This window comes from Hyphomonas sp., assembly GCF_016125515.1.
In the GTDB taxonomy this organism is placed as follows: domain Bacteria; phylum Pseudomonadota; class Alphaproteobacteria; order Caulobacterales; family Hyphomonadaceae; genus Hyphomonas.
Window position 1 is genome coordinate 138,166 of sequence record NZ_WGLO01000008.1, and the last position, 26,895, is coordinate 165,060.

Annotated in this window: 31 protein-coding genes; 24 read left to right on the plus strand and 7 right to left on the minus strand. The window is 65.8% G+C overall.

Annotated features, from left to right (window positions below):
- The first annotated feature begins 106 nt into the window (after window positions 1-106).
- The 7 genes from GC148_RS07055 (at window position 107) to GC148_RS07085 (ending at window position 6,139) form a co-directional block, all read left to right on the plus strand.
- Entirely contained in the window at window positions 107-697 is a 591-nt protein-coding gene (locus GC148_RS07055) for a GNAT family protein (RefSeq protein ID WP_291069919.1), read from the plus strand.
- 153 nt (window positions 698-850) lie between these two features.
- Window positions 851-2,338 carry a signal recognition particle protein gene (ffh, locus tag GC148_RS07060; RefSeq protein WP_291069920.1) on the plus strand — a complete coding sequence of 496 codons (1,488 nt, stop codon included), beginning with the start codon at window positions 851-853 and terminating at the stop codon, window positions 2,336-2,338.
- The gene (locus GC148_RS07065; RefSeq protein ID WP_291069921.1) at window positions 2,335-2,646 is read left to right on the plus strand and encodes a chorismate mutase; all 312 of its coding nucleotides are present in this window, start codon (window positions 2,335-2,337) and stop codon (window positions 2,644-2,646) included. Before ffh ends, GC148_RS07065 begins: the two co-directional genes overlap by 4 nt.
- 40 nt (window positions 2,647-2,686) lie before the next feature.
- Window positions 2,687-3,091 carry a 30S ribosomal protein S16 gene (gene rpsP, locus GC148_RS07070; RefSeq protein WP_291069923.1) on the plus strand — a complete coding sequence of 135 codons (405 nt, stop codon included), beginning with the start codon at window positions 2,687-2,689 and terminating at the stop codon, window positions 3,089-3,091.
- A 147-nt stretch (window positions 3,092-3,238) separates the two neighbouring features.
- Complete coding sequence (locus GC148_RS07075; RefSeq protein WP_291069924.1) at window positions 3,239-4,108, plus strand: beta/gamma crystallin-related protein; 870 nt, start codon at window positions 3,239-3,241, stop codon at window positions 4,106-4,108.
- A 9-nt stretch (window positions 4,109-4,117) separates the two neighbouring features.
- Window positions 4,118-4,675 carry a ribosome maturation factor RimM gene (rimM, locus tag GC148_RS07080; RefSeq protein WP_291069926.1) on the plus strand — a complete coding sequence of 186 codons (558 nt, stop codon included), beginning with the start codon at window positions 4,118-4,120 and terminating at the stop codon, window positions 4,673-4,675.
- A 78-nt stretch (window positions 4,676-4,753) separates the two neighbouring features.
- The gene (locus GC148_RS07085) at window positions 4,754-6,139 is read left to right on the plus strand and encodes a beta/gamma crystallin-related protein (protein WP_291069928.1); all 1,386 of its coding nucleotides are present in this window, start codon (window positions 4,754-4,756) and stop codon (window positions 6,137-6,139) included.
- 21 nt (window positions 6,140-6,160) lie between these two features.
- On the opposite strand, the gene GC148_RS07090 is transcribed toward GC148_RS07085, so the two are convergent.
- Together GC148_RS07090 and GC148_RS07095 are read right to left on the minus strand one after the other, a co-directional pair.
- The gene (locus GC148_RS07090) at window positions 6,161-6,910 is read right to left on the minus strand and encodes a glycosyltransferase family 2 protein (protein WP_291069930.1); all 750 of its coding nucleotides are present in this window, start codon (window positions 6,908-6,910) and stop codon (window positions 6,161-6,163) included.
- Window positions 6,911-6,961: 51 nt separating this feature from the next.
- Complete coding sequence (locus tag GC148_RS07095) at window positions 6,962-7,399, minus strand: hypothetical protein (RefSeq protein ID WP_291069932.1); 438 nt, start codon at window positions 7,397-7,399, stop codon at window positions 6,962-6,964.
- 149 nt (window positions 7,400-7,548) lie between these two features.
- Here GC148_RS07095 and GC148_RS07100 point away from each other — a divergent pair, with 149 nt between their 5' ends.
- The 6 genes from GC148_RS07100 (at window position 7,549) to cysK (ending at window position 14,362) form a co-directional block, all read left to right on the plus strand.
- The gene (locus GC148_RS07100; protein ID WP_291069933.1) at window positions 7,549-9,351 is read left to right on the plus strand and encodes a monovalent cation:proton antiporter-2 (CPA2) family protein; all 1,803 of its coding nucleotides are present in this window, start codon (window positions 7,549-7,551) and stop codon (window positions 9,349-9,351) included.
- Between the two features lie 24 nt (window positions 9,352-9,375).
- A complete protein-coding gene (trmD, locus tag GC148_RS07105; protein ID WP_291069935.1) occupies window positions 9,376-10,101 on the plus strand; it encodes a tRNA (guanosine(37)-N1)-methyltransferase TrmD in 726 nt (241 codons plus the stop codon).
- Window positions 10,088-10,648 (plus strand): 50S ribosomal protein L19, encoded by a 561-nt coding sequence (rplS, locus tag GC148_RS15920; protein WP_366063338.1) that lies wholly within the window; start codon window positions 10,088-10,090, stop codon window positions 10,646-10,648. The genes trmD and rplS overlap by 14 nt, the downstream gene beginning before the upstream one ends.
- Window positions 10,649-10,863: 215 nt before the next feature.
- Window positions 10,864-12,261, plus strand: a complete 1,398-nt coding sequence (gene leuC, locus GC148_RS07115; RefSeq protein WP_291069937.1) for a 3-isopropylmalate dehydratase large subunit — start codon at window positions 10,864-10,866, stop codon at window positions 12,259-12,261.
- A gap of 26 nt (window positions 12,262-12,287) precedes the next feature.
- Window positions 12,288-13,247 carry a biotin synthase BioB gene (bioB, locus tag GC148_RS07120; RefSeq protein ID WP_291069939.1) on the plus strand — a complete coding sequence of 320 codons (960 nt, stop codon included), beginning with the start codon at window positions 12,288-12,290 and terminating at the stop codon, window positions 13,245-13,247.
- Window positions 13,248-13,378: 131 nt separating this feature from the next.
- Complete coding sequence (gene cysK / locus GC148_RS07125; protein ID WP_291069941.1) at window positions 13,379-14,362, plus strand: cysteine synthase A; 984 nt, start codon at window positions 13,379-13,381, stop codon at window positions 14,360-14,362.
- A 6-nt stretch (window positions 14,363-14,368) separates the two neighbouring features.
- Here cysK and GC148_RS07130 read toward each other — a convergent pair whose 3' ends face one another.
- Window positions 14,369-15,673, minus strand: coding sequence for a hypothetical protein (locus tag GC148_RS07130; RefSeq protein ID WP_291069943.1), 1,305 nt, complete (start codon window positions 15,671-15,673; stop codon window positions 14,369-14,371).
- 151 nt (window positions 15,674-15,824) lie between these two features.
- Between GC148_RS07130 and GC148_RS07135 the strand changes: the two genes are divergently transcribed.
- The 7 genes from GC148_RS07135 (at window position 15,825) to GC148_RS07165 (ending at window position 20,817) form a co-directional block, all read left to right on the plus strand.
- Entirely contained in the window at window positions 15,825-16,460 is a 636-nt protein-coding gene (locus GC148_RS07135; protein WP_291069945.1) for a glutathione S-transferase family protein, read from the plus strand.
- Window positions 16,457-17,305 carry a VOC family protein gene (locus tag GC148_RS07140; RefSeq protein ID WP_291069946.1) on the plus strand — a complete coding sequence of 283 codons (849 nt, stop codon included), beginning with the start codon at window positions 16,457-16,459 and terminating at the stop codon, window positions 17,303-17,305. Before GC148_RS07135 ends, GC148_RS07140 begins: the two co-directional genes overlap by 4 nt.
- Window positions 17,306-17,315: 10 nt before the next feature.
- Window positions 17,316-17,945 (plus strand): 3-isopropylmalate dehydratase small subunit, encoded by a 630-nt coding sequence (leuD, locus tag GC148_RS07145; RefSeq protein WP_291069948.1) that lies wholly within the window; start codon window positions 17,316-17,318, stop codon window positions 17,943-17,945.
- 21 nt (window positions 17,946-17,966) lie between these two features.
- Window positions 17,967-18,149 (plus strand): hypothetical protein, encoded by a 183-nt coding sequence (locus GC148_RS07150; RefSeq protein ID WP_291069949.1) that lies wholly within the window; start codon window positions 17,967-17,969, stop codon window positions 18,147-18,149.
- Window positions 18,146-18,442, plus strand: a complete 297-nt coding sequence (locus tag GC148_RS07155) for a putative quinol monooxygenase (protein WP_291069951.1) — start codon at window positions 18,146-18,148, stop codon at window positions 18,440-18,442. Before GC148_RS07150 ends, GC148_RS07155 begins: the two co-directional genes overlap by 4 nt.
- 71 nt (window positions 18,443-18,513) lie before the next feature.
- Window positions 18,514-19,566: a 3-isopropylmalate dehydrogenase gene (gene leuB, locus GC148_RS07160; protein WP_291069952.1), complete on the plus strand. Its 1,053-nt coding sequence runs from the start codon at window positions 18,514-18,516 to the stop codon at window positions 19,564-19,566.
- Window positions 19,567-19,626: 60 nt separating this feature from the next.
- Entirely contained in the window at window positions 19,627-20,817 is a 1,191-nt protein-coding gene (locus GC148_RS07165) for an amidohydrolase family protein (protein WP_291069954.1), read from the plus strand.
- Here GC148_RS07165 and GC148_RS07170 read toward each other — a convergent pair.
- Window positions 20,814-21,185: a nuclear transport factor 2 family protein gene (locus GC148_RS07170; protein WP_291069955.1), complete on the minus strand. Its 372-nt coding sequence runs from the start codon at window positions 21,183-21,185 to the stop codon at window positions 20,814-20,816. The genes GC148_RS07165 and GC148_RS07170 overlap by 4 nt on opposite strands.
- Before the next feature lie 124 nt (window positions 21,186-21,309).
- On the opposite strand from GC148_RS07170, the gene GC148_RS07175 reads away from it, so the two are divergent.
- Window positions 21,310-22,350: an aspartate-semialdehyde dehydrogenase gene (locus tag GC148_RS07175; protein ID WP_291070150.1), complete on the plus strand. Its 1,041-nt coding sequence runs from the start codon at window positions 21,310-21,312 to the stop codon at window positions 22,348-22,350.
- 72 nt (window positions 22,351-22,422) lie between these two features.
- Here GC148_RS07175 and GC148_RS07180 read toward each other — a convergent pair whose 3' ends face one another.
- Window positions 22,423-22,920, minus strand: coding sequence for a prolyl-tRNA synthetase associated domain-containing protein (locus GC148_RS07180; protein WP_291069957.1), 498 nt, complete (start codon window positions 22,918-22,920; stop codon window positions 22,423-22,425).
- A gap of 55 nt (window positions 22,921-22,975) precedes the next feature.
- On the opposite strand from GC148_RS07180, the gene GC148_RS07185 reads away from it, so the two are divergent.
- Window positions 22,976-23,713 carry a DUF6065 family protein gene (locus tag GC148_RS07185; protein ID WP_291069959.1) on the plus strand — a complete coding sequence of 246 codons (738 nt, stop codon included), beginning with the start codon at window positions 22,976-22,978 and terminating at the stop codon, window positions 23,711-23,713.
- 136 nt (window positions 23,714-23,849) lie between these two features.
- On the opposite strand, the gene hisE is transcribed toward GC148_RS07185, so the two are convergent.
- The gene (hisE, locus tag GC148_RS07190) at window positions 23,850-24,197 is read right to left on the minus strand and encodes a phosphoribosyl-ATP diphosphatase (RefSeq protein WP_291069961.1); all 348 of its coding nucleotides are present in this window, start codon (window positions 24,195-24,197) and stop codon (window positions 23,850-23,852) included.
- Window positions 24,198-24,314: 117 nt separating this feature from the next.
- Here hisE and GC148_RS07195 point away from each other — a divergent pair, with 117 nt between their 5' ends.
- Window positions 24,315-25,124 (plus strand): crotonase/enoyl-CoA hydratase family protein, encoded by an 810-nt coding sequence (locus GC148_RS07195; RefSeq protein ID WP_291069963.1) that lies wholly within the window; start codon window positions 24,315-24,317, stop codon window positions 25,122-25,124.
- Here the strand turns inward: GC148_RS07195 and hisF are convergent, their stop codons facing one another.
- Window positions 25,125-25,883: an imidazole glycerol phosphate synthase subunit HisF gene (gene hisF, locus GC148_RS07200; RefSeq protein ID WP_291069964.1), complete on the minus strand. Its 759-nt coding sequence runs from the start codon at window positions 25,881-25,883 to the stop codon at window positions 25,125-25,127.
- Between the two features lie 198 nt (window positions 25,884-26,081).
- On the opposite strand from hisF, the gene GC148_RS07205 reads away from it, so the two are divergent.
- A complete protein-coding gene (locus GC148_RS07205; protein ID WP_291069965.1) occupies window positions 26,082-26,843 on the plus strand; it encodes a GGDEF domain-containing protein in 762 nt (253 codons plus the stop codon).
- Window positions 26,844-26,895 lie beyond the last annotated feature (52 nt).

Sequence of the window (26,895 nt, forward strand, 5' to 3'; positions counted from 1 at the left end):
GTGCCGCGGGGTCTTTTTTTAGTGCCTTCCGGCCATTTCGGGCAGCGTGCCCGGGTCGCGCCCATGTGAATTGTCCGGCCGCCCCGATTATGGCACGACTTGCGCCATGAAACTGGATGCGCCCGGACTTGAGGTTGCTGGTGTACGGCTGGACCTGCTGACGGAGGCCCACCGGGCTGCGCTGGCCGACTCGGGCGCCGTCGAGGCGATGTGGCAGTGGATGCCGGTCATCCCGACAGGGACCAATTTTACGGCCTATTTCGATCACACGCTGGCCGACGCCCGGGACGGTCGCTCGATTCCCTTCGCGGTGACCCGTCTGTCGGATGGCGCCTTTGCGGGTGTGGCGGCGTATCTCGATATCTCGCGTACCCACCGGCGCCTGCGGATCGGCTATCAGTGGCATCCGCAATCGATGCGCAGCGGGATCGTGCCGGCGGCCACCGCGCTGGCGCTGATTACCCGGGCGCGGCTCTGCCGGATCCGGCGGATCGAATTCCAGATCGATGAGGAGAACGTGGCGGCCACCAAATCGGTGGAGCGGCTGGGCGCGACACGCGAAGGCGTGTTGCGCAGCTATATGCGGGCCGCCAAGGGCACCTGGGCCAATATGGCGATCTACGCCCTTGTTGATAATGAGATTCGTACCGCCATGACGTTGCTCCAGGACCGGGTCGAGGCCCTCCAGACGGCTTGACCTGTGGAATACAGCGTGCTTTACGCGCCGCACATCTCGCGCAATCCAATAAGCGCGCCCTGACTGGCCCATGAGGCAAGCGGGGCCCCCCGCCCGGCGAAGTTTCGCTCAGCGGGGCTTTTCGGCTTTGCGCGTCATGAGGAGACGGAAGCGATGTTCGACACCCTGAGCGAACGCCTTGGCAGTATTTTCGACGGCCTGACCGGTCGCGGCGCGCTGTCCGAAAAGGACGTGAACGAGGCGCTGCGCGAAATCCGTGTTGCGCTGCTCGAGGCCGATGTCGCGTTGCCGGTGGTGAAGGATTTCATCGACAGCGTCCGCAGCCGCGCGGTGGGCGAAGAGGTGATCCGTTCGGTCCGCCCGGGCCAGCAGGTGATCAAGATCGTCTACGACGCCCTCGTCGACATGCTGGGGGCGGACGAAGCGGAATCCCATCTTCGCGTCGATGTTCCGCCTGCTGTCGTGATGATGGCCGGCCTTCAGGGTTCGGGCAAAACCACAACGACCGGCAAGATTGCCAAGCGCCTCGCTGATCGCGGCAAGAAGCGCGTTCTGGTCGCCTCGCTCGACGTGCGCCGCCCGGCTGCTATGGAACAGCTGGCGATCCTCGCGCAGCAGGCCGGGCCGAACGTTGCGTCGTTGCCGATCATCGCAGGCCAGCTGCCGGCGGACATTGCTCGGCGCGCCGTGCAGGCCGCCAAGATCGGCGGCTATGACGTCCTCTTCCTAGACACCGCAGGCCGCACCTCGATCGACGAACAGATGATGAGCGAAGCGGCCGAGATCGCCGCCATCGCTAATCCGTCAGAAGTGCTGCTGGTCGCCGACGCGCTGACCGGCCAGGACGCGGTGGAGACGGCGCGCCGCTTCCACGAACGCCTGCCGCTGACCGGACTTGTCCTGACACGGATGGACGGCGACGGACGCGGCGGCGCGGCGCTGTCGATGCGCGCGGTCACCGGCCTGCCGATCAAGTTCCTCGGCGTCGGCGAGAAGCTGGACGGTCTCGACGCTTTCGATGCCAAGCGCGTTGCCGGCCGCATCCTCGGGCAGGGGGACATTGTCTCGCTGGTCGAGAAGGCCGCCGAGCAGATGGACGCCGAAAAAGCCGAGCGGATGGCCGCGAAGCTTAAGAAGGGCGAATTCGATCTCGACGACCTCGCCGACCAGCTTCGCCAGATGCAGCGCATGGGCGGACTTGGTGGCATCATGGGCATGATGCCCGGCGCGCGCAAAGCCAAGGAAGCGATGGCCAACGCCAATCTCGATGACCGCGTGCTGAAGCGTCAGGAAGCGATCATCCTGTCGATGACAAAGGCCGAGCGCCGCAAGCCTGCGCTGCTGAACGCCTCGCGACGCAAACGGATTGCGGCCGGCGCCGGTGTGGATGTGTCAGACGTCAACAAACTGCTGAAGATGCACCTGCAGATGTCGACCATGATGAAGAAGATGCGCACCAAGGGCGGCATGAAGAGCATGATGGGCGCCGCGCAGGCGGCCGGTATCAGCCCGGCTGACCTGGCCAAGATGGGCGGCGGCATGGGCGGAGGCCTGCCGGGTCTCGGCGGACCGTCCGCTGGCGGATTACCCGGCCTCGGCGGCGGATCGCTGCCCGGCCTTCCCGGGAGCAAGAAGAAATGACCAACCCCGACCAGACCCTCGCCCTGTTCCAGCTGAACCAGCTGCGCGCGTCCATCGACAACATGGACTCGATCCTGATCCACACGCTGGCCGAGCGCTTCAAGCTGACCCAGGAAGTGGGCAAGCTGAAAGCGCTGCACAATCTTCCGCCTGCGGACAAGGCGCGCGAAGCCCAGCAGATCGCGCGGCTCACCTCGCTGGCGCATGAGTCCGGGCTCGACCCGGCCTTCGCCGAGAAAATCATCGCCTTCATCGTGGCGGAAGTGATCCGCCACCATGAACAGATCCGTGGCCATGAGGCCGAATAGAACAAGAACCCCGAGAGACAAGACTTAACAGGAGATCCCCATGTCACTCAAAATCAGGCTCGCCCGCGGCGGGTCCAAGAAACGCCCCTTCTACTCGATCGTCGTTGCCGACGCCCGCGCGCCGCGTGACGGCCGCTTCATTGAGAAGATCGGCACCTATGATCCGCGCCTCGCCAAGGATTCGGCCGAGCGCGTGAAGGTCGATGCCGTCAAGGCTGCCGACTGGATCAAGAAAGGCGCCCAGCCGACCGACCGCGTGCTGCGCTTCCTCTCGAAAGTCGAAGTCGACGGCAAGCCGGTCGCCACCTGGACCAACAGCAACAACCCGAACAAGGGCGCCCCGGGCAAGAAAGCCCAGGAGCGCGCGAAAGAGCGCGCCGACAAGGCCGCTGCCAAAGCCGCCGCTGCCGCTGAACCGGCTGCTGAAGAGTCTGCCGAAGCCTGAGCGGACCGGCGATTATCGCCATGTCTGGAACAGCCAGCGCTCCCTCCGGGGCGCTGGCTTTTTCATGTGAACGGATGCCAACGGCCCGCGCATGGGCCGTTCAGGCGCGCGGCAGCAAAACAGTCCGCGTTATCTGGAGACTGTGCCATGCCCCGTGATTTTCTCGCTCAAACCCTTCTGGCCGCTGCCTTCCTGGTGATCGCTGCAGCGCCCGGCGCCAGCGCCCAGAAGAGCGATGTCGAAGCCCATCGGCGCAGCCCGCCGCCGGCCAGCGGCCCGGCAGAGATCACCTTCTATTCCGGCACCAGCCTGCGCGGCACGGCAGTGACCCTGGTCGGCAATGAGCAGAGCTTCGCCAGCCTGCGCTTCAACGACAAGGCCCGCAGCGTGGAAGTGAAAGGCGGTGTCTGGCAGCTCTGCTCAGATTCCGGCCTGCGCGGCCACTGCGAATATGTCGATCGCACAGTCAGCAATCTCGGCGAGATCGGCCTGTCCGGAAACATCTCCTCGGCCCAGCTCACCTCGTATGACCGCAGCCCGCGCGGCTATGACATCACCTTCTTCGCCAACGGCAACTATCGCGGCGCCTTTGTGGGGTTCGACGAGGGCGAGGCGAGCTTCGCGCCGTTCCGGTTCAACGACACCGCCAGTTCGGTGATGATCAATCGCGGCACCTGGCTCGTTTGCGAACATGCGGACTATCGCGGCCGGTGCGAATTGCTCGACGCCTCGGTCAGCGATCTCAGCGCTATCGGAATGAACGATGCGATCACCTCGTTCCGGCGCTACGACGTCCGCCGCGAAGGCCCGTGGCGTCCGCCGGTGCCGGCGCCGGGCCATGGCGGAGCAGGGGGCTTCGAAGGCGAGCAGTCGGTCTTCTTCCCGGCGCCGACCGTTCGCGGTGCCCGCATCAGCAACCGGGACGGGGCGGCCACCCGCTTCTGCCAGGAGAACGGTTTCGACGAAGCCGCATATAAAGCACCGGGCCCTGTTCTCTCGGACGTGCTCTGCCGCTAGAAGCGGCGCATGCCAGCCAAGACCGATGACAGATTGATTGCCGTGGGCGTCCTCAAAGGCGCCCATGGTGTGCGCGGCGAAGTCCGCGTGAAGAGCTACACAGCCGACCCCGAAGCCCTGTTCGGCTACGGGCCGCTGACTGATGAATATGGCGCTGTGGTGCTGACGCCCAAATCGGCCCGGCCCGGCAAGGACCATTTCATCGTCCGCCCTAAGGAAATGAAGCAGAAGGAAGACTGGGACGCGCTGCGCGGCCGCTTGCTGTACGTGCCCCGCGCGCGCCTGCCGGCGGCCGAGGAAGACGAGTTCTACATCGAGGATCTTGCCGGGCTGGACGTCTATGCCGGCGGAGAGGCGCCCGCAGGCCGGATCAGGTCCGTGCAGAATTTCGGGTCCGGCGACCTGCTCGAAGTGGAGGTGCCCGGCCTGCCATCGACTGTCTTCGTGCCGTTCACCCGCGCGGATGTGCCGGTCGTCGATATGGCGGCGCGGCGCGTGATGATCCCGGAACTCCAGATGTGGAGCGAGCCGGGCACTCGCCCCGAAGAGGAATCCGGCGACGAATAGCAGTTTGGCGGGCGCGTGTTGCGGAGGGTTCATATCCCCCGTGTCATTTTGACGGTGTAATGGACGAAAGGAGTCCGCATGCGCCGCTTATCCCTGCGCGCCGTCGTTGCCTTGACGGTTCCCGCTTTCCTCGCCTCGCCGTCTGCGCTCGCGCAGTACGCGGCCGACTATGGACGCGGCGGTGACGATCCGCCGGCCGCCATCGCGTTGTTCAGCCAGGAGAACTTCTATGGTGATGTGCGGGATGTCTACGATCCCTTCAGTACGCTTAAGGATCTCGGCTTCAGCGACCGGGCGCGTTCGGTTGCGGTCTTCGCCGGACAATGGGAATTGTGCGAGCACTGGAACTTCACCGGCCGCTGCGTGTTCATCCGCGAGGATGTCAGCGATCTCGGCTGGTTCGGTCTCGCCGGCAAGGTCACCTCGGTGCGTCCGGTCTTTGAATATACCGAGGCCCAGCATGGCCTCATGTTCACCCGCGACAAGTATGGCTACATCCGATACGCGGACAATGAGGTCTACGGCTACGACACCTGGAGCCATGGCTATGCCAGCTCCTGGGGAATCAGCGTTTCACACTATGGATATTCGTCGGACTACTACCGGTACGGCTATTACAGCCCGACCTGGGGCTACGATCCCTACGGCTTCGCCTGGGGCCCGCGCGGCTCGATCCGCTACACCACGACCACCTATCGCCGTCTGCCGCGGCCGGTGGTGATCAATCCCTACTGGTCGGGATGGGACTATCGCCGCGCCGATTGGCGGCGGGGTCATTGGAGCTGGCGCGGTAGTGATGACTGGCGCGACCATCGCGATCGCCGCGGAGACGGTCATGGGGGCGGCCGTGGTGATGGCCACGGAGGCGGTGACTGGCGTCCGGGTGACACGGGCGGCGGCGGTGATCGTCCGCGCCGGGATGTTCCGGGCGACCGTTGGGGTCCGGGTGCCGGTGGGTCCGGCGCCGTGGCGCCTGTGCCGACAGATCCGCGCCCCGGCCGGGGCGGCGGTGACCGGCGTGGCCGCGATAGCGTAACCACACCCGTACCGTCCGATCCCGGCACGGGACGCGGCGGACGGGGTGACCGGGACGGACGGGGTGGACGCGGCAGCGGCGGCGGTTTCTCGCCAGGTACGCCTGCTGTGGCACCAACCGATAGTCCGCGTCCGGACGGCCGCCTGCGCGATGGCGAACCGGGCAGCCTGCTGGGTGGTCCGTCTACGGTTGTTTCAGATCCACCGGGCGACCGCGATGGCTGGCGGCGCGGCCGGGGTGGTGATGGAGATCGCGGTGGACGCAGCGATAGCGGCTCTGGCCGCCGGTCCGATCCGCCCCCGGCAACCTATTCGCCGCCTCCGCCTCCGCCCCCTGCGGCAGCGCCACCCTCACGTCCGGAAGTCAGCCGCGACAAGCCGCGTGACAGTGGCAAGGGTGGGTTCCGCCGCCGTAATGGCGACGACTAGGCCGAACTGAACTGGAGCTGGCTAGCCGCCGCGTGGATCGTTCCACTCGGCGGCGACGCCGTATCCGCCCCGGCGTACCAGCCAGAACATGCCGATCAGATCGAAGATCCCAGCGCCGAGGCGGCCGAGGAAACCGTATTTTGACTGACCGGCCAGGCGCGGTCGGTCGTTGACGCGTTCCTCGCTGACCTCCCAGCCCGCTCGCTTGATCAGCGCCGGCAGGAAACGGTGCATCGAGGCGAAGAAGGGCAGGTCGCGGAAAGCGGCCGTACGGATCAGTTTCCAGCCGCAGCCGGTATCGGTCGCGTCATCCTGCAACACGAAACGGCGAACGCCATTGGCGACACGCGACTGGACCCATTTGAACCCGGAATCGTTCCGGCTGTTGCGCTTGCCGGCGATGATGCCGAGACGCGGCGGCGCGCCGGGCGCAATCCGCGCGTGCCAGATGCGGGCCGTATCCGCCGGGTCGTTCTGTCCGTCGCCGTCCAGCAGCTGCACCCAGGTGCCGCGCACTTCCCGGAGACCGGTGAAGAGGGCGGCTGATTTCCCGCGCCGCGCGATGTGGGTCAGCACACGGACCGTGCCCGGCCGCATTGCCATGGCCTCGGCCAGCTCGGCGCCGGTTGCATCGCCCGAACAGTCATTGACGCAGACGATCTCGAAATCGATGCCCGAAAGCGCAGCGTGCACCTCGTCGAGAACGGGGTGCACGTTGCCGGCTTCGTTGAAGAAGGGAATCAGCACGGACAGGGCAGGGGCTTGGGTCATGCGGCTCTTGCCTAGTCCAGCCCGCGCCGGATTCCAATTGGCGACAGCGGATCAGCCCGCGAAGACCTGTTCGCCGGCATGACGGGTCAGCTCGGCGCGCAGCACGGCCGGGCTCTCGACCGGACGGCTTACCAGGTCCGAAATCGCGAACGGGGCCTTGTAGCCGTAGGTTTCGGTCCAGACGCTGTTGAGGCGGGCTTCGGTCAGGTCACCGGCAAAGGCCACCTCCTTCACCTCGGTCGCGTCCGAGCGGCGGCCGCTGCCTGGCAGGTAGATCGTGCCATTCGAGAAATCGACCGCGAAGGCGATCACGCCCGGGACAAGGAACAGGAGCAGGCCGATGCCGTCGAGGATCGCGACCGTGGGATCGATCTTGCCGTCGATCTGGCCTTTGCGTTCGGGATACATGATCGTGCCGCAGGCGCTGAGTGAGACGGCGGCAAGGGTAAGGCCGGTACCGGCCAGAAGTTGACGGCGTGACGGGTTCATTAAGCGTCTCCTTTTGGTCTGACGGCCTAGTATGAGCCAGAATCCTGCTAAGTCCTAACTCAACGATATGTAATATTGTCCGTTCCGCCCCTTGCGTTTGCGACAACACAGCGGCGCTGTAAGGTTCACAGGTGATCGAGGAGACCCGCATGGCAGTCGAATCCCACGGGCCGGATCTCGGCGCCATCGTCATCCTTCTGGGCTCGGCCGTGCTGGCTGTACCGGTCTTCAAACGGATCGGCTTCGGCTCGGTGCTCGGCTACCTGGCCGCAGGCCTCGTGATCGGCCCTTTTGGTTTCCGGGTGTTCACCGAACCGGAAGCGATCCTGCATGTCGCCGAACTGGGTGTCGTGATGTTCCTCTTCATCATCGGACTCGAGATGCAGCCCTCGCGGCTCTGGTCGATGCGCAAGGAAATCTTCGGGCTCGGCCTGGTTCAGGTGCTCACCTGCATCCTGCTTCTGTCCTGGGTCGGAGTTGCGCTCGGCTACTCGCCGCGCGTGTCCCTGATCGCCGGCACCGGCTTTGTCCTCACCTCCACGGCCATCGTCATGCAGATGCTGCAGGAGCGGGGGGATCTCGCCAAGGAGAAGGGCCAGCGGATCATTTCCATCCTGCTGCTGGAAGACCTTGCGATCGTGCCGCTGCTGGCACTGGTCGCCTTCCTGGCGCCGGGCGGGGGAGAGGTGTCGATGGCCGAGCGCCTGCACGGCGTGGCAGTCGGGCTCGGCGCGATTGCCGCGCTGGTGGTGGCGGGCCGCTACCTTCTGAACCCGATCTTCCGGCTGCTGGCGGCGGCGCGGGCGCGCGAGGTGATGACCGCAGCGGCGCTGCTCATCGTGCTCGGCGCGGCCTGGGGCATGCAGCTCGGCGGGCTGTCCACGGCGATGGGCGCTTTCCTCGCCGGCGTGCTGCTGTCGGAATCGTCCTACCGCCATGAACTTGAAGCCGATGTTGAGCCCTTCCGCGGCATCCTGCTCGGCCTCTTCTTTCTCGCCGTCGGGATGTCGCTCGATCTTGATGTCGTCGTGCAGAACTGGCGGCTGATCGCGATCAGTGTTGTCGCGTTCACAATCCTCAAGGCGATCGGCGTCTACGGCGTCGCGCGCCTGTTTAAAGCCAATCACCGCGAAGCGGTCGAACGCACGGTGCTGATGACGCAAGGCGGCGAGTTCGCCTTCGTGCTCTATGGCGCAGCGCTCGGCGTCGGGCTGATCGATACCGAGGGCAGCGCCATCCTGACGGCCATCATTATCGTCTCAATGGTGATGACGCCGCTGATGGTGGTCATCCACGACCGCCTGATGCCGGAAGTCGAGATTGACGACAGCGGCATGGAAACCCCGAAGGATGCGGTGGGAACGGCCTTGCTGATCGGCTTCGGCCGTTTCGGCCAGATCGTCAGCCAACCGCTGCTCGCGCGCGGCTATTCGGTCACCACCATCGACAATGATCCGGACATGATCCGCGTCGCGGCGTCTTTCGGCTTCAAGGTCTATTTCGGCGATGGCGCGCGGCTGGACATCCTCCACGCGGCCGGCGCGGGCAACGCCTCGCTGATCCTCGTCTGCGTCGATGACCGTGCGGCGGCGACCCGAATGGTCGAGCTGGTGCGCCATGAATTCCCGAACGCCCTGCTGCTCGCCCGCGCCTATGATCGGGAACACGGCCTGGAACTGGTGAAGGCCGGGGTGGACTATCCGGTCCGCGAAACCTTCGAATCCGCAATCAAGTTCGCCCGCGCCGCGCTCGACCGGCTGGGCGAACCCGAGGACGCCATCGACGATGCGATCGATGAACTGCGCCGCCGCGACGAGGAGCGTTTCGCCCTCCAGCTCACCGGCGGCAGGCATGCCGGCCGTGAACTGATGGTCGGCAATGGCGGGACGGACCAGCCAAAAGACGTGGACGCGCCGGAAATCAAGCCGGACGAAAGCACGATTGGCGGATGAGCGCCCGCGCGTTACACCCCGCCCATGTTCACCGCCACCTGCATCACCCTAGTGCCAGACGCCTATCCGGGCCCGCTGGGCGTCTCGATCCTCGGGCGGTCCCGCGCCGAAGGATTGTGGGCGCTGGAGACGGTCGACCTGCGCACCTTCGGCCTCGGCAAGCATCGCAAGGTCGATGACACCCCGGCCGGAGGCGGGGCCGGGCTGGTCCTGCGCGCGGATGTGGCCTGCGCCGCCATTGACAGCGTCGGGCGTGGCGGGCGTCCGCTGGTTTACCTTTCCCCGCGCGGGCCCCGGTTTGATCAGGCAATGGCCCGCCAATGGGCGGCCGGGCCCGGCGTCGTGATGTTCTGCGGCCGGTTCGAGGGTCTCGATGAACGCGCCATCGAGGCGCGGGGCATGCAGGAAGTCTCACTCGGCGACTTTGTGCTCGCCGGCGGCGATGTGGCGGCCATGGCCATGGTTGAGGCGGCGGTGCGCCTGCTGCCCGGCGTTGCGGGTAATTCGGCTTCGCTGACCGGGGAGTCCTTCGAGACCGGGCTGCTCGAATACCCCCAATATACCGCCCCCCGGGAGTGGGAAGGGCAGGGGATTCCGGAGATTCTCCTCTCCGGCGACCACAAGCGCATAGAAGAGTGGCGTTTGAGCCGCTCAAAGGCGTTGACTTTTGATCGCCGCCCCGATTTATACGCCGCTTACTCCGAACCCCCGACACCTACTGCGCCGGAGACTGGCGATGAACCTGATTAAAGAGCTTGAGACGGCCGAAATGGCCCGCGTCCTCGGCGACAAGAAAATTCCGAATTTCTCGCCCGGCGACACGCTGGCGGTGAACGTGAAGATCAAGGAAGGCGACCGTGAGCGCGTGCAGCGCTATGAAGGCGTGTGCATTGCCCGCGCCGGTCAGGGCCTCAACGAGAGCTTCACGGTTCGCAAGATTTCCTTCGGTGAAGGCGTCGAGCGCGTGTTCCCGGTTGTTTCGCCCTCGATCGACTCGATCGAAGTGGTCCGAAAGGGCCGCGTCCGCCGTGCGAAACTCTACTATCTGCGCGACCTGCGCGGCAAAGGTGCCCGTATCGCCGAGCGCACCACGGGCCACGGCATCGAGACCCAGGAAGTGGCTGTCTCGAAAACCGAGCGACGCCGCCAGAAGGACGCCGAAAAGGCCGCCCGCAAGGACACGGCTGCAAAAGCCCGCGCTGAAGCGGCCGAAGCCGCTGCGGCCGCTGAGGCTGTCGCGGCCGCCGAAGCCGCTGCTGCGGAAGCCGCCGCGGCTGAGAAGCCCGCCGAGGAATAGGATTTCCGGCTACGGCCTGGATTTCACGAAACGCCCCTGCCATCCGGCGGGGGCGTTTTCCGTTCTGGCGGCATTCAGGCAAGCTTTGCCTGCCGGATGCCGGTTCGGGCCGCCTCGCGCAATAAATTTGCGCAATGGAGCCATGCGCAGGCCCGCGCCGGGCTTTCCTCCGGCGCATCAGCCGCTATTGTGCGCCGCGCAACAGAGAGGCCGCCATGCCGGGCAAGACACTCTACGACAAGATCTGGGACACGCACGTCGTCCACACGGACCCCGCCTCTGGCGAGAGCCTTCTCTATATCGACCTTCACCTGATCCATGAGGTGACGACGCCTCAGGCCTTCGACGGGCTGAAGGCCGCTGGCCGCCGGGTGCGCCGCCCGGAGCTGACGCTGGCCGTCGCCGACCACAACACGCCCACCGAGAACCAGGCTGCCGGTCTTGCGGGCGTGAAAGATCCTGAAGCGCGCAACCAGCTGGAAACGCTGACGCGCAATGTCGCTGAATACGGCATCGAATATTTCCCGATGGGCGACCTGCGCAATGGCATCGTCCATGTCGTCGGCCCGGAGCAGGGGCGGACCCAGCCGGGCATGACCATCGTGTGCGGTGACAGCCACACCTCGACCCACGGAGCCTTCGGCGCGCTGGCGCACGGCATCGGCACGTCCGAAGTGGAGCACGTGCTGGCGACGCAGACGCTCCGCGCGCGGAAGATGCAGAACATGGCGGTCGAGGTGTCGGGCGAGCTGCGCCCCGGCGTGACCGCCAAGGATCTGGCCCTTCACATCATCGCGATCACCGGCACAGCAGGGGGCACCGGCTGCGTGATCGAGTATCGCGGCGATACGGTTCGTGCCCTGTCGATGGAAGGGCGCATGACGCTGTGCAACCTGTCGATCGAGGGCGGCGCGCGCGCCGGCCTCGTGGCGCCGGACGAAAAGACCTTCGCCTATGTGAAAGGCCGTCCCGCCGCGCCGAAGGGCGACGCCTGGGACGCCGCGGTGCGCTACTGGCAGACCCTGTTCTCCGACGACGACGCCGTGTTCGACCATGTGCTGCACATCAAGGGCGAAGACGTCGAGCCGACGATCACCTGGGGCACCAGCCCGGAGCAGGCGATCGCGTTGTCCGGACTCATTCCGCGTCCGGAGGATTTTTCTGATCCGGTCAAGGCGGGCGCCTGCGAACGCGCGCTGGCCTATATGGGCCTAGAGGGCGGAAAGCCGATTGCCGGCATACCGGTGCAGCGCGTGTTCATCGGCTCGTGCACCAACAGCCGTATCGAGGATCTGCGGGCGGCCGCCGAAGTCGCGAAGACCGGCAAGGTCGCGCCGGGTGTGCGCGCCATGGTCGTGCCTGGCTCGGGGATCGTGCGCAAACAGGCCGAGGCCGAAGGCCTCGACCAGGTTTTCCTGGCCGCCGGCTTCGAATGGCGCGAGCCCGGATGTTCGATGTGTCTTGGCATGAACCCCGACATCCTCGCGCCCGGCGAACGTTGCGCCTCCACCTCGAACCGCAACTTTGAAGGCCGTCAGGGCCGCGGCGGACGCACTCATCTCATGAGCCCTGCGCTCGCCGCCCGCGCCGCCCTCAATGGCGTGATCGGATAATCAGACTACAAATCGAGGACAAGACCATGACGACGGATCTCTTGCCGCGCCAGAACTGGACGCGGGCCGAAATCGCTGCGGTGTATGAACTCCCGCTCGACCAGCTGATGGCCAGGGCGCTGGCCGTGAAGGCGGCCAACTGGGCCGACGGCGCCGTGCAGAAGTCTCAGCTCCTGTCGATCAAGACCGCCGGCTGTCCGGAAGATTGTGGCTATTGCAGCCAGTCCGCTAAGTTCGACACCGGCCTCAAGGCCGAAAAGCTCATGCCGCTGGACGAAGTGGTCGAGACGGCCCGCCGCGCCAAGGCCAATGGGGCCGACCGGTTCTGCATGGGCGCCGCCTGGCGGTCGCTGAAGGACCGTGATCTGCCGAAAGTCGCCGAGATGATCACGGCCGTGAAGGCGGAAGGCCTCGAAACCTGCGTCACGCTCGGCATGCTCGAAGATGGCCAGGCCGAAGCGCTGAAGGCGGCCGGCCTCGACTATTACAACCACAACCTCGACACCTCGCGCGAGTACTATGGCGAAGTCGTCAGCACACGCACCTATGACGACCGGCTCGAAACCCTCGGCCGCGCCCGTCAGGCTGGCATCAAGCTGTGCTGCGGCGGCATCCTCGGCATGGGCGAGACGCGCGACGACCGGATCGGCCTGATCCACGAGCTGTCGAAACTGACCCCGCATCCGGAAAGCGTTCCGGTCAACAAGCTTGTCCCGATCAAGGGCACGCCGCTCGGCGGCAGCGAGGAAATTGATTCCATCGAGCTGGCCCGCGCCATTGCCACGTGTCGCATCGTGTTCCCGAAAAGCTGGGTGCGCCTCTCGGCGGGCCGCGAACAGATGAGCCCCGAGGGCCAGGCGCTCTGCCTGCTGGCCGGGGCGAACTCCATCTTCGTCGGCGACCGGCTTCTGACCACACCGCTGCCCGGCGCCGACAAGGACGCCCGTCTTCTGGAATCCGTCGGCGGCGGCTGTTCGAAGGGCTGAGTGCCGGAGGAGGGTTCGCGCAGGCGGGCTCAACCGGGCATCAGTTCCTCTAAACCGGCCCTTCGGTTGTCTTTCTGCGGGCACAGGCCGATATTCGGCCCTTCAAGATCATCTCTGAAGGGAAGAAACATATGTCCGGGACCGTGAAACTCGATGGCGGCATTGCGCTCGATGGCCCCCGTGGCCGCGTCTATGGCTCCATCCTCGAAACCATTGGCGCCACCCCGCTCGTTCGGGCGGAGAAGTTCGCAAAGGCCGAAGGTGTCGGCGCAGACCTCCTGTTCAAGCTCGAATTCTTCAACCCGCTGGCCAGCGTGAAGGACCGCATCGCGCTCGCCATGGTGCTCGCGCTGGAAGCGTCCGGCAAGCTGAAGCCCGGCGGCACGCTGATCGAGCCGACCTCGGGCAATACCGGCATCGGCCTCGCCTTCGTTGCGGCCCAGCGCGGTTACCGCCTGATCCTTACCATGCCGGAATCGATGTCGATCGAGCGGCGAAAGATGCTGGCCTTCCTCGGCGCCGAACTGGAACTCACCCCGAAGGAAAAAGGCATGGGCGGCGCCATCGCCAAGGCGAAGGAATTGCTGGACTCGATCCCCGGCTCGGTCAGCCCCAGCCAGTTCGACAATCCGGCCAACCCCGCCATCCATGAGAACACGACCGCCGAGGAGATCTGGGCCGACACGGCCGGCGCCGTCGATGCGGTCATCTCGGGCATCGGCACGGGCGGCACGTTCACCGGCATCGGCCGCGTGCTGAAGCCGCGCAAGCCGGGCCTCAAGATGTATGCTGTGGAGCCGGCGGCCTCGCCGGTGCTCTCCGGCGGCGCGCCCGGCCCGCACATGATCCAGGGTATCGGGGCCGGCTTCGTGCCCGCCAATGCCGATACATCCCTGATCGACGAAGTGCTGAAAGTCTCGAACGAAGACGCCCTCGCCACAGCCCGCAAGCTTGCGAAGATGGAAGGCATTCCCGGCGGCATCTCGTCCGGCGCGGCGGCCCATGCGGCCGTCCAGCTCGGCAAGCGTCCCGAGATGGCCGGCAAGACCATCGTCGTCATCCTCGCCAGCTTCGCCGAGCGCTATGTCTCGACGGCGCTGTTCGAAGGGCTGTGACGCGGGCTACTTCTTCGGCGGCAATTGCGGGGCGAGCACGGCGACCGGACACATCGCCGCCTCGTCCGGCGTCACGGTGCCGGCCGGCATCGGGTGCGGTAGTGTCGGGGTGGGGCTGAAGGCGGGCATTACGCGCGCATCGCTAAGGCCGAGGTCGTCGGCGTTCGGTCTGCCACGCTTTTCCGCGCTGCGCTCTTCGTCGGTCAAGGCGTCTGCGCCGATCTGTGCGGCGTAAAAGGCGAGGTCACGGCCCAGACGATCGGCGACCACCGCCTTGTTCGATGCGCGCACATTGAGTGCAATGTGACGGCGCACGTCTGCCGGGGAGGGCGGCCAGGCTTCGCCTCGTTCAGCCTTCAGTGTACGGAGCGCGCTGGTCAGCGCCGGGCCAGAAATGCTCATCTGCGTAGAGCGGTCGACGAAGAAAGCATGGTCGATCTCGGTGACCGGCAGGGCAAATTCCGGAGAGGTCCACACCTTGTAGAAGGTTGCGATCTTACCCCCATCGAAGGACTGCGACTGGTACACATCCCGGTAGATCTCCCCGACGGCCGGGATCGTTCCAAACGTCTTGAAGCCCACCTTCCACGCCGCGCGCCGCGCTGGGTCCATCCACACACCGCACAGGTAGATTTCGAGGGGTGAGTCCGCGTTCGCGTCGTTCAGTTCCAGCATGCGCCGCACCGCTGGCGCCTCGCTGCCAAACGCGGCGTCGAGTTCCGCTCCGCTCGTTTCCGGCTTCGCGGCGAGAAACGCATTCAGAATGGCCTGCACTTCGCGCCCATGCCCCGCCGTCGCGCCGTTCGGCCCCCATGTGATGTAGGAGGCGCGGTCATTGGAATAGCAGACCGGCTGGCCTTCTTCCGGATTGTAGCGCGGCGAACTCTGGCAATAGTTCCATTCCATGCGGTCATAGTCGGTCGCTTCGAAGGTCAGCTTCAGCGCGGCGGCCCGTGTGTCTACATCCGGCAACGGCGTGCCCGGCAGCAGGACCTGCCACAGCGCCGCCGTGATCGCGCCGCTTCGGGCCGGGCTGTCCGGTTCAAGACGGGCGGAAACGGCTTCGCATGCGCTCAGCTGCGTGATGGCGCTGCGCGTGCCGGGCCCGAAGGCACCGTCCGGCTGAAGGACCTTGTCGATGCCGCAGGCTGCCAGCGCCGGGTTCATCGCTGCCTGGAGCTGCGCCACCGCGCCGGACGCGCCATCCCGGATCATGCCGGCTCGGTACTGGTAGAGCACGGCGTCTTCAGCCGAGGCCGACGGCGCAAAGGCAGCTACGGCAAAGGCCAGAGCCAGAAGCCTGCTTTTCATGGACATGTCCTCCGTCCGTACCCGTCAGGCGGTGCGGCTCGCTGGGAGTGTAGCGCCGCGATCCCGTGCTGCCAGCCCCCAATCCCCCTACGGCATGATTTCCATTTTCCGCCATTGCTTGCATAAGGTGGCCTGCAAACAGGAGTTCCCGATGGCCCGTTTTACACTGCACGGTATTTTCGCGTCCGGCCCCACCTACAAGGTCGGCCTGATGCTGCGCCTCACCGCTACGCCGTTCAATTATGAGCATGTCGACCTCCGGGCCGGCGCGCACAAGGCCGACGCCTTCCTGATCAAGAACCGTTATGGCCAGGTGCCCGTGCTGGAAGACAGCCAGACCGATTACTGCCTTTGCCAATCCTCGGTGATCCTGGACTATCTCGCAGACGAGACCGGCCAGTTCGGTGGCAAGGACCGGGGTGAGCGCCTGCGCGCCCGCGAATGGCAGCTCTGGGGCGCGGGTACGCTGACCACAGGCATCTATCGCACGCGCGCGGCAAAGCTCGGCTTCTTCAAGTTTCCCGAACAGGTCGCCGAGGCGAACCTGCAGCTCGCCCTCGGCGGGCTGAAGGAACTGAACTCGCTGCTGGACGGCCGCGACTGGCTGGTGGGGAAGGGCCCCACCATCGCCGACATCGATATCTACGGCATCGCCGCCTATTCGGGCCAGGCCGGCATTGACCTGCAACCCTATCCGAACGTGCGCAAATGGATGGCCCGGGTCGAGGCCCTGCCGGGCTTCAAGGACGTCAACACCTGCCTGCCGCAGGCGAGCGTGGCGGCATGATCAACGGCGTCGATCACATCGTGATCCTCGCGCCGGAGATCGAGGCCGGCACGGCGGTCTATGCCGCGCTGCTCGGCCGTGCGCCGGATTGGCAGGCGACGAGCGAGGCGGGCATCGCAACCGCGCTGTTCCAGCTTGGCAATACGGCGCTTGAACTCGTTGCCCCCGCCGGCGACACGCCTGCGGCCGATCACCTGCGCGAACGCATTACCTCAGAAGGCCCGGGCCTCAAGTCGCTCGCCTTCCGCTCGGGCGACCTCGCCGGCGATCACCGCGCGCTCAGCCGCCTCGCCCTGGCGCCCACCGCCATCGAAGAGGGTGCCAGCAGGCATGCCGCGAGCGGAGTGACCCGCACCTGGCGCCGCTTCCGCTGCCCGCCGGAGCACACGGCGGGTGTGCGCTGGTTCTTCGTCGAGCCGGTCGACGGCGCCCCGGAGCCGGCCGAAGTGCCGCTCGGTTCCGTCCATGCGCTCGACCATCTGGTGATCAACACGCCCAACCCTGACCGCGCGATGGCGCTCTATGGCGCCAAGCTCGGCCTGCGCCTCGCGCTGGACCGCTCCGCGCCGGAATGGGGCGTACGCCTTATCTTCTTCCGCACCGGTGGCCTTACGGTCGAGATTGCCCATCGCCTCAGTCAGGACGAAGATGCCGCCGGGCCGGACAGTTTCTGGGGCCTTACCTGGCGCGTCGGCGATATCGCGGCCGCCCATGCCCGCCTTGCGGGTCAGGGCTTTAATGTCTCGGATGTGCGCACAGGCCGGCGTGCCGGCACGCAGGTCTTCACCGTCCGCGACGGTACCCTGAACGTGCCCACCCTGTTCATTTCCGGCGTGGCGGATTAAAAGCAGCTCCATGACCCCATTCACATCCCTCACCGGAACTGCCGCGCCCCTGCTCGAGAAGGGCAAGCCGATGTCGAATGTCGACACCGACATGATCATCCCAAAACAGTTCCTGAAGACGACGACGCGCACCGGGCTCGCCACGGGCCTGTTCCATGAGCTGAAAACCAAGGCGGATGGCTCGCCCAATCCGGACTTCGTGCTGAACAAGCCGGCCTATGCCAAGGCCTCGATCCTGATCGCGGGGGAGAATTTCGGCTGTGGCTCCTCGCGCGAACACGCCCCCTGGGCGCTGCTCGACCAGGGCATCACCTGCGTGATCGCCCCATCCTTCGCCGATATCTTCCACAACAACTGCTACAAGAACGGCATCCTGCCGGTCCGCTTGCCGGTTGATGTGTGCGAGAAGCTCGCCAAGGCCGCCGGCGGCGCCAACCATGTCTTCACGGTGGACCTTGCCACGCAGACCGTCACCACGCCCGACGGCGAGACCTTCCGGTTCGATGTCGATCCGGGGCGCAAGTCCAACCTGATGGCCGGCCTCGACGAGATCGGCGCGTCGCTGACCGCCGCGCCGGAGATCGACCGGTTCGAACAGCAGCGCCGCGCTGCCACGCCCTGGCTCGAACCCGCCCGCTAGCGCCCGATGGGAGACAACGCCATGATCCGCCCCGCCCGCCTGATCCTGCCGCTGCTCCTCCTGTCTGCGCTCGGCGCCTGTCACAACGATCCCTTCAGTATCAAGCCTGAAGTGCCCGGCGTGAAAATTCCGGAGAAGACTGCGCCCGCCGATGCGGACGCGCCGGACGGGGATGCCGAACCGGCGCCGGACACCGCTGAATGATTGTCATCGAGGGCACGGTCCGCATTCCGCCGGAAAATCTAGAGGCCGCCCGCCCGGTGATGGAGCAGATGATCCGCGCCAGCCGCGCCGAGGCGGGGTGTATCGACTATGCCTACAGCATTGACGTGCTTGACCCCGGCCTGATCCGTGTCACCGAGCGCTGGGAAAGCCGCGAGGTGCTCGCCGCGCATTTCAAGACGGCGCATATGGCAACCTGGCGCGCCTTCTTCCCGCAGCTCGGCATCACGGGCCGCGACCTGCGCCTTTACGAGGCGGCCCCCGAGCCGATCTGACCCCGGTTGCGCGCGGGCCCCCGGCTCGCTACTGACCCCGTCAACTGTGATGTGCGCGGAGAGCCCGACCCATGAAGAAGAAACTCCTCCTCCTGCCCGGCGACGGCATCGGCCCTGAAGTCACCGCCCAGGCGCGCCGCATCGCCGAACTGCTCGTGCCCGACATCGAGATCGAGACCGGCCTGGTTGGCGGCGCCAGCTTCGATGCGCATGGCACCCCGCTGACAGACGAGACGCTGGAGCGCGCCCGGCATTCGGACGCCGTCCTGCTCGGCGCTGTCGGCGGCCCGAAATGGACCGGCACTGCCCGCGACAAGCGCCCCGAAGCCGGCCTCCTCGCTCTGCGCAAGGGGCTCGATGTATTCGCAAACCTGCGCCCCGCCTTCTGCTTCCCGGCCCTGGTCGACGCGTCGAGCCTGAAGCGCGACAAGGTCGAAGGCCTCGACCTGATGATCGTCCGTGAGCTGACGGGAGGCGTCTATTTCGGCCAACCGCGCGGCATCGACGAAGCCGGCGGCCTGCGCCGCGGCTATGACACCGCCATCTACACCCATCCGGAAATCGAGCGCGTCGCCCGCGTCGCGTTCGATATTGCCCGCGGCCGCACCGGCCGTGTCCTATCGGTCGAGAAATCGAACGTCATGGAATCGGGCCTCTTCTGGCGTCAGGAAGTCACCCTCGCACACGCCGAGTTCGGCGGCGGCGTATCCCTCGCCCACATGTACGCTGATGCCTGCGCGATGGAACTCGTCCGCGCGCCGAAACAGTTCGACGTGATCCTCGCCGACAACCTCTTCGGAGACCTGCTCTCCGATGAAGCGGCCATGCTCACCGGCTCGATCGGCATGCTGCCCTCGGCCTCGCTCGGCGCGCCCGGCACGCCGGGCCTCTACGAACCGGTCCATGGCTCCGCGCCGGACATTGCGGGGCAGGGCATCGCCAATCCCTGCGCTGCCATCCTCTCGCTGGAAATGGCGCTGCGCTGGTCGCTGGGCAAGGAAAAGGCGGCCGACGCCCTCTTCGCCGCCGTCGGCAAGGCGCTCGACCGGGGCGCCCGCACGCGCGACCTCGGCGGCGAGCTCACCACCAGCCAGATGGCCGACGCGATCATCGCCGCACTCTGATCCGGCTGGACAAGCCGCCCGTCTGTGACATCCTCTGCAAAAAAGTGCGGAGGAAATGAAATGTCGTATGCTGCCGGGCGTCTGATCCATGACGCCGACTCCCATCTCATGGAAATGACGGACGTGCTCGATCCGTATTTCGAGGCGCGCCTTCAGGCCCGCTACCATGACCTGCCGATCTACAAGGCCAAGCACGCCCACGCGTCCTGGATGAACAAGGAACGCGCCCGCCACGAGGACCAAGCCTACCGCGCCGCTGCGAGCGAGGCGATCCTGCTGAAGAAGAATTACGAAGCCCTCGGATCTTTCCGGCGCGAAGACCGGCCCGCCGCGCTCGACCGGCTGGGCTTCGCCAGCCAGCTTGTCTTTACCACCTTCTGTCTCGGCAATTTCGGCCTCGACCAGTCCGGCGATATGGAGCTCTGCTACGCCGCCGCCGATGCGCACAACCGCATGATGACCGATTTCTGCGCCGTCGATCCGCGCCTGCTGGCGGTCGCCTATGTGCCGCTGGAGGATTTCGCCCGCGCCGAGGCCACGGTCAAACTCGCCATCAGGCTTGGCGCGAAGGGCATCATGGTTCCATCCGCATGCCCACAGAAACACTCACCCAGCCATATTGGCCTCGACCCCGTCTGGCGCGCGGCGGAAGAGGCGGGCCTGCCCATCCTCCTGCATGTCGGCGGCGAGGAGAAGCTGAACCCCGTCTACAAGGAAAACGGCCTGCCGCCGGTGCCGGATTTCCATGGCGGCGACGACAATTTTACCTCCGTCTCCTACATGCCCATCCCGCAATCGGCGATGCAGACGCTCGCCACGTTGATCTTCGACGGCGTGTTCGACCGGTTTCCGCGTCTCAAATGGGGCGCCATCGAACTCGGCGCCGCCTGGGTGCCGGGTTGGATGCGCTCCATGGATTCGGCCGCGCACGCCTTCATCCGCAATGAGGAACGCCTGCAGAAACTCTCGGCCAGGCCCTCCGAGATCGTCCGCCGCCAGTTCCGCGCCGCGCCTTATCCGCACGAGGATGCTGGCTGGATCATCCGCAATTCGGGCGACGAGATCTGCCTCTTCTCTTCCGACTACCCGCACGTCGAAGGCGGCCGCAATCCGCTCAAACGCTTCGACGAAACGCTCTCCGGCTGCACCCCCACCCAGATCACGAACTTCTACTCGGAAAACTTCATCGACCTGATGGGAGAAGGCCTCGCGCCGGAACTGCGTCGGCCGCAAATGAAAGAGAGCGCCTAGCTATAATCCGCAATCCGGCAGAGCAGGGGGCCGCGGAACTCGAAAAAGCTGGCCCCGCGCACCTTCACGGTCTCGCCTGCGCGCACGCCGTTCGGCAGATCCACGGCGGCGCGGCCCTCGAACTCGATTTCGGCGGCGGCCTTGCCGGTTCCTGTGACAATATTGATCAGCCGCTGGCGGCGGTAGGAGAAGGCATTGCCGGACACTTCCGCCACCTGGCGCATCATCGCCTTGCCATCCAGGCGCATCGACTGGCCGGCATTTGAGATGTTCTCGAACACGACATCATCGGTCACACAGGCCAGCATCGCGTCGATGTCACGGTCATTATAGCTTGCGATATAACGGCGGATGATCTCGTCCAGCACGGCGCGCAGATCCCTTTTTGAGTGGTTCCCCCTCCTGCCAGCCAGGGGCGGATTGCACAAGCCGCTTTAAGCCGGGGGCGAGATGCGCCATATAGCCCCCCTGTCATTGGAACTGGAGACACTCATGGGCACGCGGATCGCGGTTGTCGGCGCAACGGGCAATGTGGGGCGCGAGCTCTTCAACATTCTGGACGAGCGTCTCTTCCCGGCGGACGAAGTCTTCGCCGTCGCCTCGCGCCGTTCGATCGGCAAGGAAATCTCCTATGGCGACCGCACGTTGAAGTGCCACGACCTGGAACAGTTCGACTTTTCGCGCGTCGACCTCGTGCTGATGTCGGCCGGCGGCAAGGTGTCCAAGCAGTGGGCACCGAAGATCGCCAAGGCCGGCGCCATCGTGATCGACAATTCGTCCACCTGGCGGATGGATCCGGACGTGCCGCTGGTCGTGCCGGAAGTGAACGCTGAGGCCGTCATGGGTTATGCGAAGAAGAACATCATCGCCAACCCCAACTGCTCCACCGCCCAGCTCGTCGTCGCGCTGAAGCCCATCCACGATGCAGTTGGCATCAAACGCGTTGTCGTGTCGACCTACCAGTCCGTTTCCGGCGCCGGCAAGGAGGCCATGGACGAGCTCTGGAACCAGACGCGCGGCGTGTTCGTAAACGACGAGCCGGTGATGGAAGTCTTCCAGAAGGAGATCGCCTTCAATGTCATCCCGCAGATCGACGTGTTCATGGAGGACGGCTTCACCAAGGAAGAGTGGAAGATGACCGTCGAGACCAAGAAGATCCTCGACCCCGCCATCGAACTGGTCGCCACCTGCGTGCGCGTGCCGGTCTTCGTCGGCCATTCCGAAGCTGTCCACATCGAGATGAATGGCCCGCTCAGCGCCAAGCAGGCCCGCGCCCTGCTGCGCGAAAGCCCGGGCCTGATGGTCGTTGATGATCCGGCCGAAGACCTCTACATCACGCCGAAGGAATGTGTCGGCGAATGGGCGACCTATGTCAGCCGCATCCGTACCGACAAGACGGTCGAGCATGGCCTTGCCTTCTGGTGCGTCGCAGACAACCTGCGTAAGGGCGCCGCCCTCAACGCGGTCCAGATCGCCGAGGAACTCCTGAACCGCGGCATCCTAAAACCCGCAACCGCAAAAGCCCGCGTCTGACCTTAAACACCCGTCCCGCGTGCGGGAGAGGGCGGACCGGTCCGATCGGGCCGGGACGGGTGAGGGCCTTGCTCAAAGCACGCTGAAATCCAACACCTCGAATCCATGCCCTGTCGCCTCCACGAAGCGGCGGAAATCGGCTTGTGAAATCGCGGTCGTACCGGTGTTCACCAGCGGGTGGAAGTTCACCATCTCCGCCGCTGCCAGCACGGCGTCCACCAGGAATCGCACGCGCCCCGCCTTGTCGTTCATCAGCGCAAACGCCGTCACCGAGCCCGGCACCACGCCCAGGACCTCGGTCATCAGCCCCGGCGCTCCAAAGGACAGCCGCGCCGTTCCGATCAGCTTGTGCAGCTGGTTCAGGCGGATCGATCCATGTGCTTCCGCCGCGATCAGCACCAGCTGTCCGTCCTTGTCCTTCAGGAACAGGTTCTTGGTGTGCGCGCCCGGCATGTCCGCCTTCAGCGCGGAGGACTGCTCGACCGTGAACATGGCCTCGTGCCACACGGTCGAATGGGCAATGCCGAGGGCATCGAGATAGGCGAACAGGTCATCAGGGCTTGCAGGCATGGCGCCCATTCGCCAAGACTTGCCCGTCCCGTCAAGAAACGATTGCCAAGCTGACATGCGCCTCGAATGCTACAAGATCTACGATGTCGCCCCGGAGATTGTCCCCGGCCGGTCTGACCGGGCCTGGATGGACGCGTTCGTGGACCGCCACCCCTATCGCTGCCTGCCGCTCACCATGGCGAACTCCACGGGCTGGGAAATCCTCTGCCCGATCGATATCAAGGTCATCTGGAATGGCGGCCCGCGCAACGAAGACATCATCCTGAAAACCACCGGCGATCCGGCCGCCATCGCCAGCTTCGCCGACGCCCATTTCATGCGCGGCATCGTCACCTTCCACACAGGCCACCTGTTCCGTACCCCGCCTGGCTGGGGCGTCTGGGTCACCGGCCCGCCGAACTGGCCGAAGGACGGCATCGCCCCGCTCACCGGCCTTGTCGAAACCGACTGGCTGCCTTTCCCGTTCACGATGAACTGGCAGATGACCCGCCCCGGCGAAGTCATTTTCCGCAAGGGTGAGCCTTTCGCCTTCATAACGCTGATGGAACACAAGCGCCTCGAGGAGATCGAGCCGGAGCGCAAGCTGATGCGCACGAATCCCGAGCTTGTCGAAGAATACAACGCCTGGCGCGACAGCCGCGCGGACTTCAACACCCGCCTCAAATCCGGCGAACAGACCGCCATGAAAGAACGCTGGCAACGCCACTACATGCGCGGCGAAAAACCCACCGGCGACAAAGCCGACGCCCACCAGACCAAACGCCGCCTGAAGCCCCCGAAAGAGGTGAAGTAGGGTTGCGTCCACGCCCTCCGCCCAGTCGGTGAGGGGAGGGCGGCGCCTCGCTTTTTGGGATAGGCGGACAGGCCGACGTTGATTGGCATGTTTGCTCCCCGCTTGCGGGCAGGCTCGGGGTGAGGGGCCGAACGGTCTAGCCGTTCCGCCCTGCCTTCTCGTCGATTCCGCTGGTGCCCTGCCGGGCCTCCAGCGCCGCGGCCACATCATCCAGGCTCACGCCGCGCGACCGGAGCGCCACGAAGACATGGTAGAGCACATCCGCCGCCTCGCTCGCGACCCGTGCATCGCTCTCGCCTCGCACGGCGTCCGCCAGCTCGCCGCCTTCCTCGGCCACCTTGGCCGCGCAGGCGTCCGGCCCCTTGGCGAGAAGTCGCGCGGTCCAGCTCTTGCCGGCATCGCCTTCGGCGGCGCGCGCATCGATCGTTTCGGCCAGGTGGGCCAGCACCGCGCCGAGGCGGGCAGGGGAGGCAAGGGCGGTCATGGGTCAGTCTCCTGTTCCCCGCCGTTTAGCGCCCCGGCGGTCCCGCGTCACCCGGCAACGCTTGACGTCCCCAGCGGAAGGGCGCCAGCTTCAGGCACAGGATCCGGAGGAAATGCCATGAAAGACCGCGTCACGATTACCATGCTTGAAGACGGCGTTGCCGATGTGCGCCTCGTGCGCATGGACAAGATGAACGCCCTCGACAACCTGATGTTCGCCGGCATCGCCGAGGCGATTGCCCAGCTGAAGGAAACCAATGGCCTGCGCGTGGTCGTGCTGTCCGGCGAAGGCCGCGCCTTCTGCGCCGGGCTGGACCTCTCCTCCATGGCCCAGCCGGGCGACGGCAAGAAGCAGGGCGAAGGCGCCACCGGCAGTCTCGGCAGCCGCAGCCATGGCATCGCCAACCTCGCGCAATATGTCGCCTGGGGCTGGCGCGAGCTTCCGGTGCCGGTCATCGCGGCCGTGCACGGCGTCGCCTTCGGCGGCGGGTTCCAGATCATGTCGGGCGCTGACATCCGCATCATCCATCCCGATACGCGCTGCGCCATCATGGAAATGAAGTGGGGCCTTGTGCCGGACATGGCGGGCTTCCCGCTTTGGCGCGGCAATGTGCGCGACGATGTGATCCGTGAGCTGACCTATACGAACCGCGAGTTCAAGGGCCGCGAAGCGCACGAACTCGGCTTCGCCACCCAGGTTTCCGACACGCCGCTGGAAGATGCGCTGTGGCTCGCGAAGCTCATGGCCGGCAAACACCCGGCCGCGATGTGCGGGGCCAAACGGCTCTGCAATGCGATGGCCGATGCCACCGACGCCGAGCTGCTCGCCCTTGAAAGCACCGAGCAGCTGAAGGTCATCCGCACACCGAACCAGATCGAAGCGGTGATGGCCGAGATGCAGAAGCGCCGCCCGTCCTTCGCCGATTAGTCAGACCGTCCGCACCGGCGCGCCGGCCTTGTTCAGCGCGCCGCGTGCCTCAGCGAGGGTGGCTTCGCCGAAATGGAAGATCGACGCGGCCAGCACCGCGCTCGCGCCGCCTTCCAGAACGGCCGGGGCGAAATCGTTCACGCTGCCCGCGCCGCCGGACGCGATGACGGGAATGGTGACTGCCGAGGACACCGCCTTCAGTAGCGCGATGTCGTAGCCGGACTTGGTGCCGTCGCGGTCCATCGAGGTGAGGAGGATTTCGCCCGCGCCGCGCCGGGCGGCTTCGCGGGCAAATTCCACCGCGTCGATGCCGGTTGCCTTGCGTCCGCCATGGGTGAAGATCTCCCATCCTTCGCCGGACTTGCGCGCGTCGATGGCAACCACCACACATTGCCGGCCGGCTTTTGCCGCGCAGGCGGAGATCAGCGCCGGGTCGGCAACGGCGGCGGAATTGATCGCCACCTTGTCCGCGCCCGCCCGCAGGAGGGCCACCATGTCCTCCACCGAGCGCACGCCGCCGCCCACCGTCAGCGGCATGAAACACGCCTCGGCCGTGCGGCTCACCGTGTCCAGCAGCGTGCCGCGGCCTTCATGGCTGGCCGTGATGTCGAGGAAGCAGAGCTCGTCCGCCCCTTGCGCATCATAGGCGCGCGCCAGCGCCACGGGGTCGCCGGCATCTTTCAGGTCGACGAAATTGACGCCCTTCACGGTGCGGCCGTCCTTCACATCGAGACAGGGGATGATGCGCGTCTTCAGCATGCGCGCGGTTTAGCCTCCCGGCGCCGCGTGCGCCATCCCCAATCCGGCCCAATCAACCGAGAAACATAAAATGAACAAAGCGGCGGAGTCACGCCAGGTCCTGCACGCCGCTGAAGCCGATCGGTGAAATTGCGCCGATCGTCCGGAGGCGGATTTAACCCGTCCCAGGTACAAAAAGGTCAACAAAGGGGAGTGAGAATGCGCCTGTCTGCCGATCTGCGAAGAGGCCTCGTATCCGGGGGACTGATCACGGCGTTCTCCGTCTTCGCCTCGGTCGTGCCGACTTATATCTGGCTGCAGATCGACCCCGTGATCCGCGCGCCTGATGTCCTGCTCAGCGCCCTGGTGCTGCCGATGCTGATCGCGCCGAGCTGTGCCTTCTACATCATCCGCGCCCGTTTGCGCGCCGACCAGCTGGCGCGGCAAAACCACCGGCTGGCCAATGTCGACGAGTTGACCGGCCTGCCCAACCGGCGCGCCTTCTTCGCCGCGGCCCAGGGCCTGCAGGCGGCGGCCGGCCAGAACCGCGTCTTCGTCTGCGCTATCGCCGACATCGACAATTTCAAACAGGTTAACGACACGTTCGGCCACGAGGCTGGCGACCGCGTGCTGAAAACCGTAGGCGGAATATTCCGGTCCATGACGCCCGGCTCCGGCATCATCGCGCGCCTCGGCGGCGAGGAATTCGCCATGGCCGGCGTGTTCGGCGACCGCTATGCCGCGCAGGTGTTCTGCGAGCAGATGGTCGCGCGGGTGGCCGCCGAAGCCGGCCTTGCCATCGAGCGTCAGGGCCGCCTCACCATCAGCCTCGGTTTCTGCATCGCGGCGCCGGGCGAAACCGTCTCCACCCTGCTCAGCCGCGCCGACCATGCGCTCTACCAGGCCAAGCTCGCCGGCAAGAACTGCGCGCTCGACGCCGAGGTTACGTGGACACAGCGCGCCCAGGCGGCAAACCACTAGCCCGGGCAAAAAAGGTTTCCGGATTGCCGGAACGGCAGGTAGGCTCGCGGGC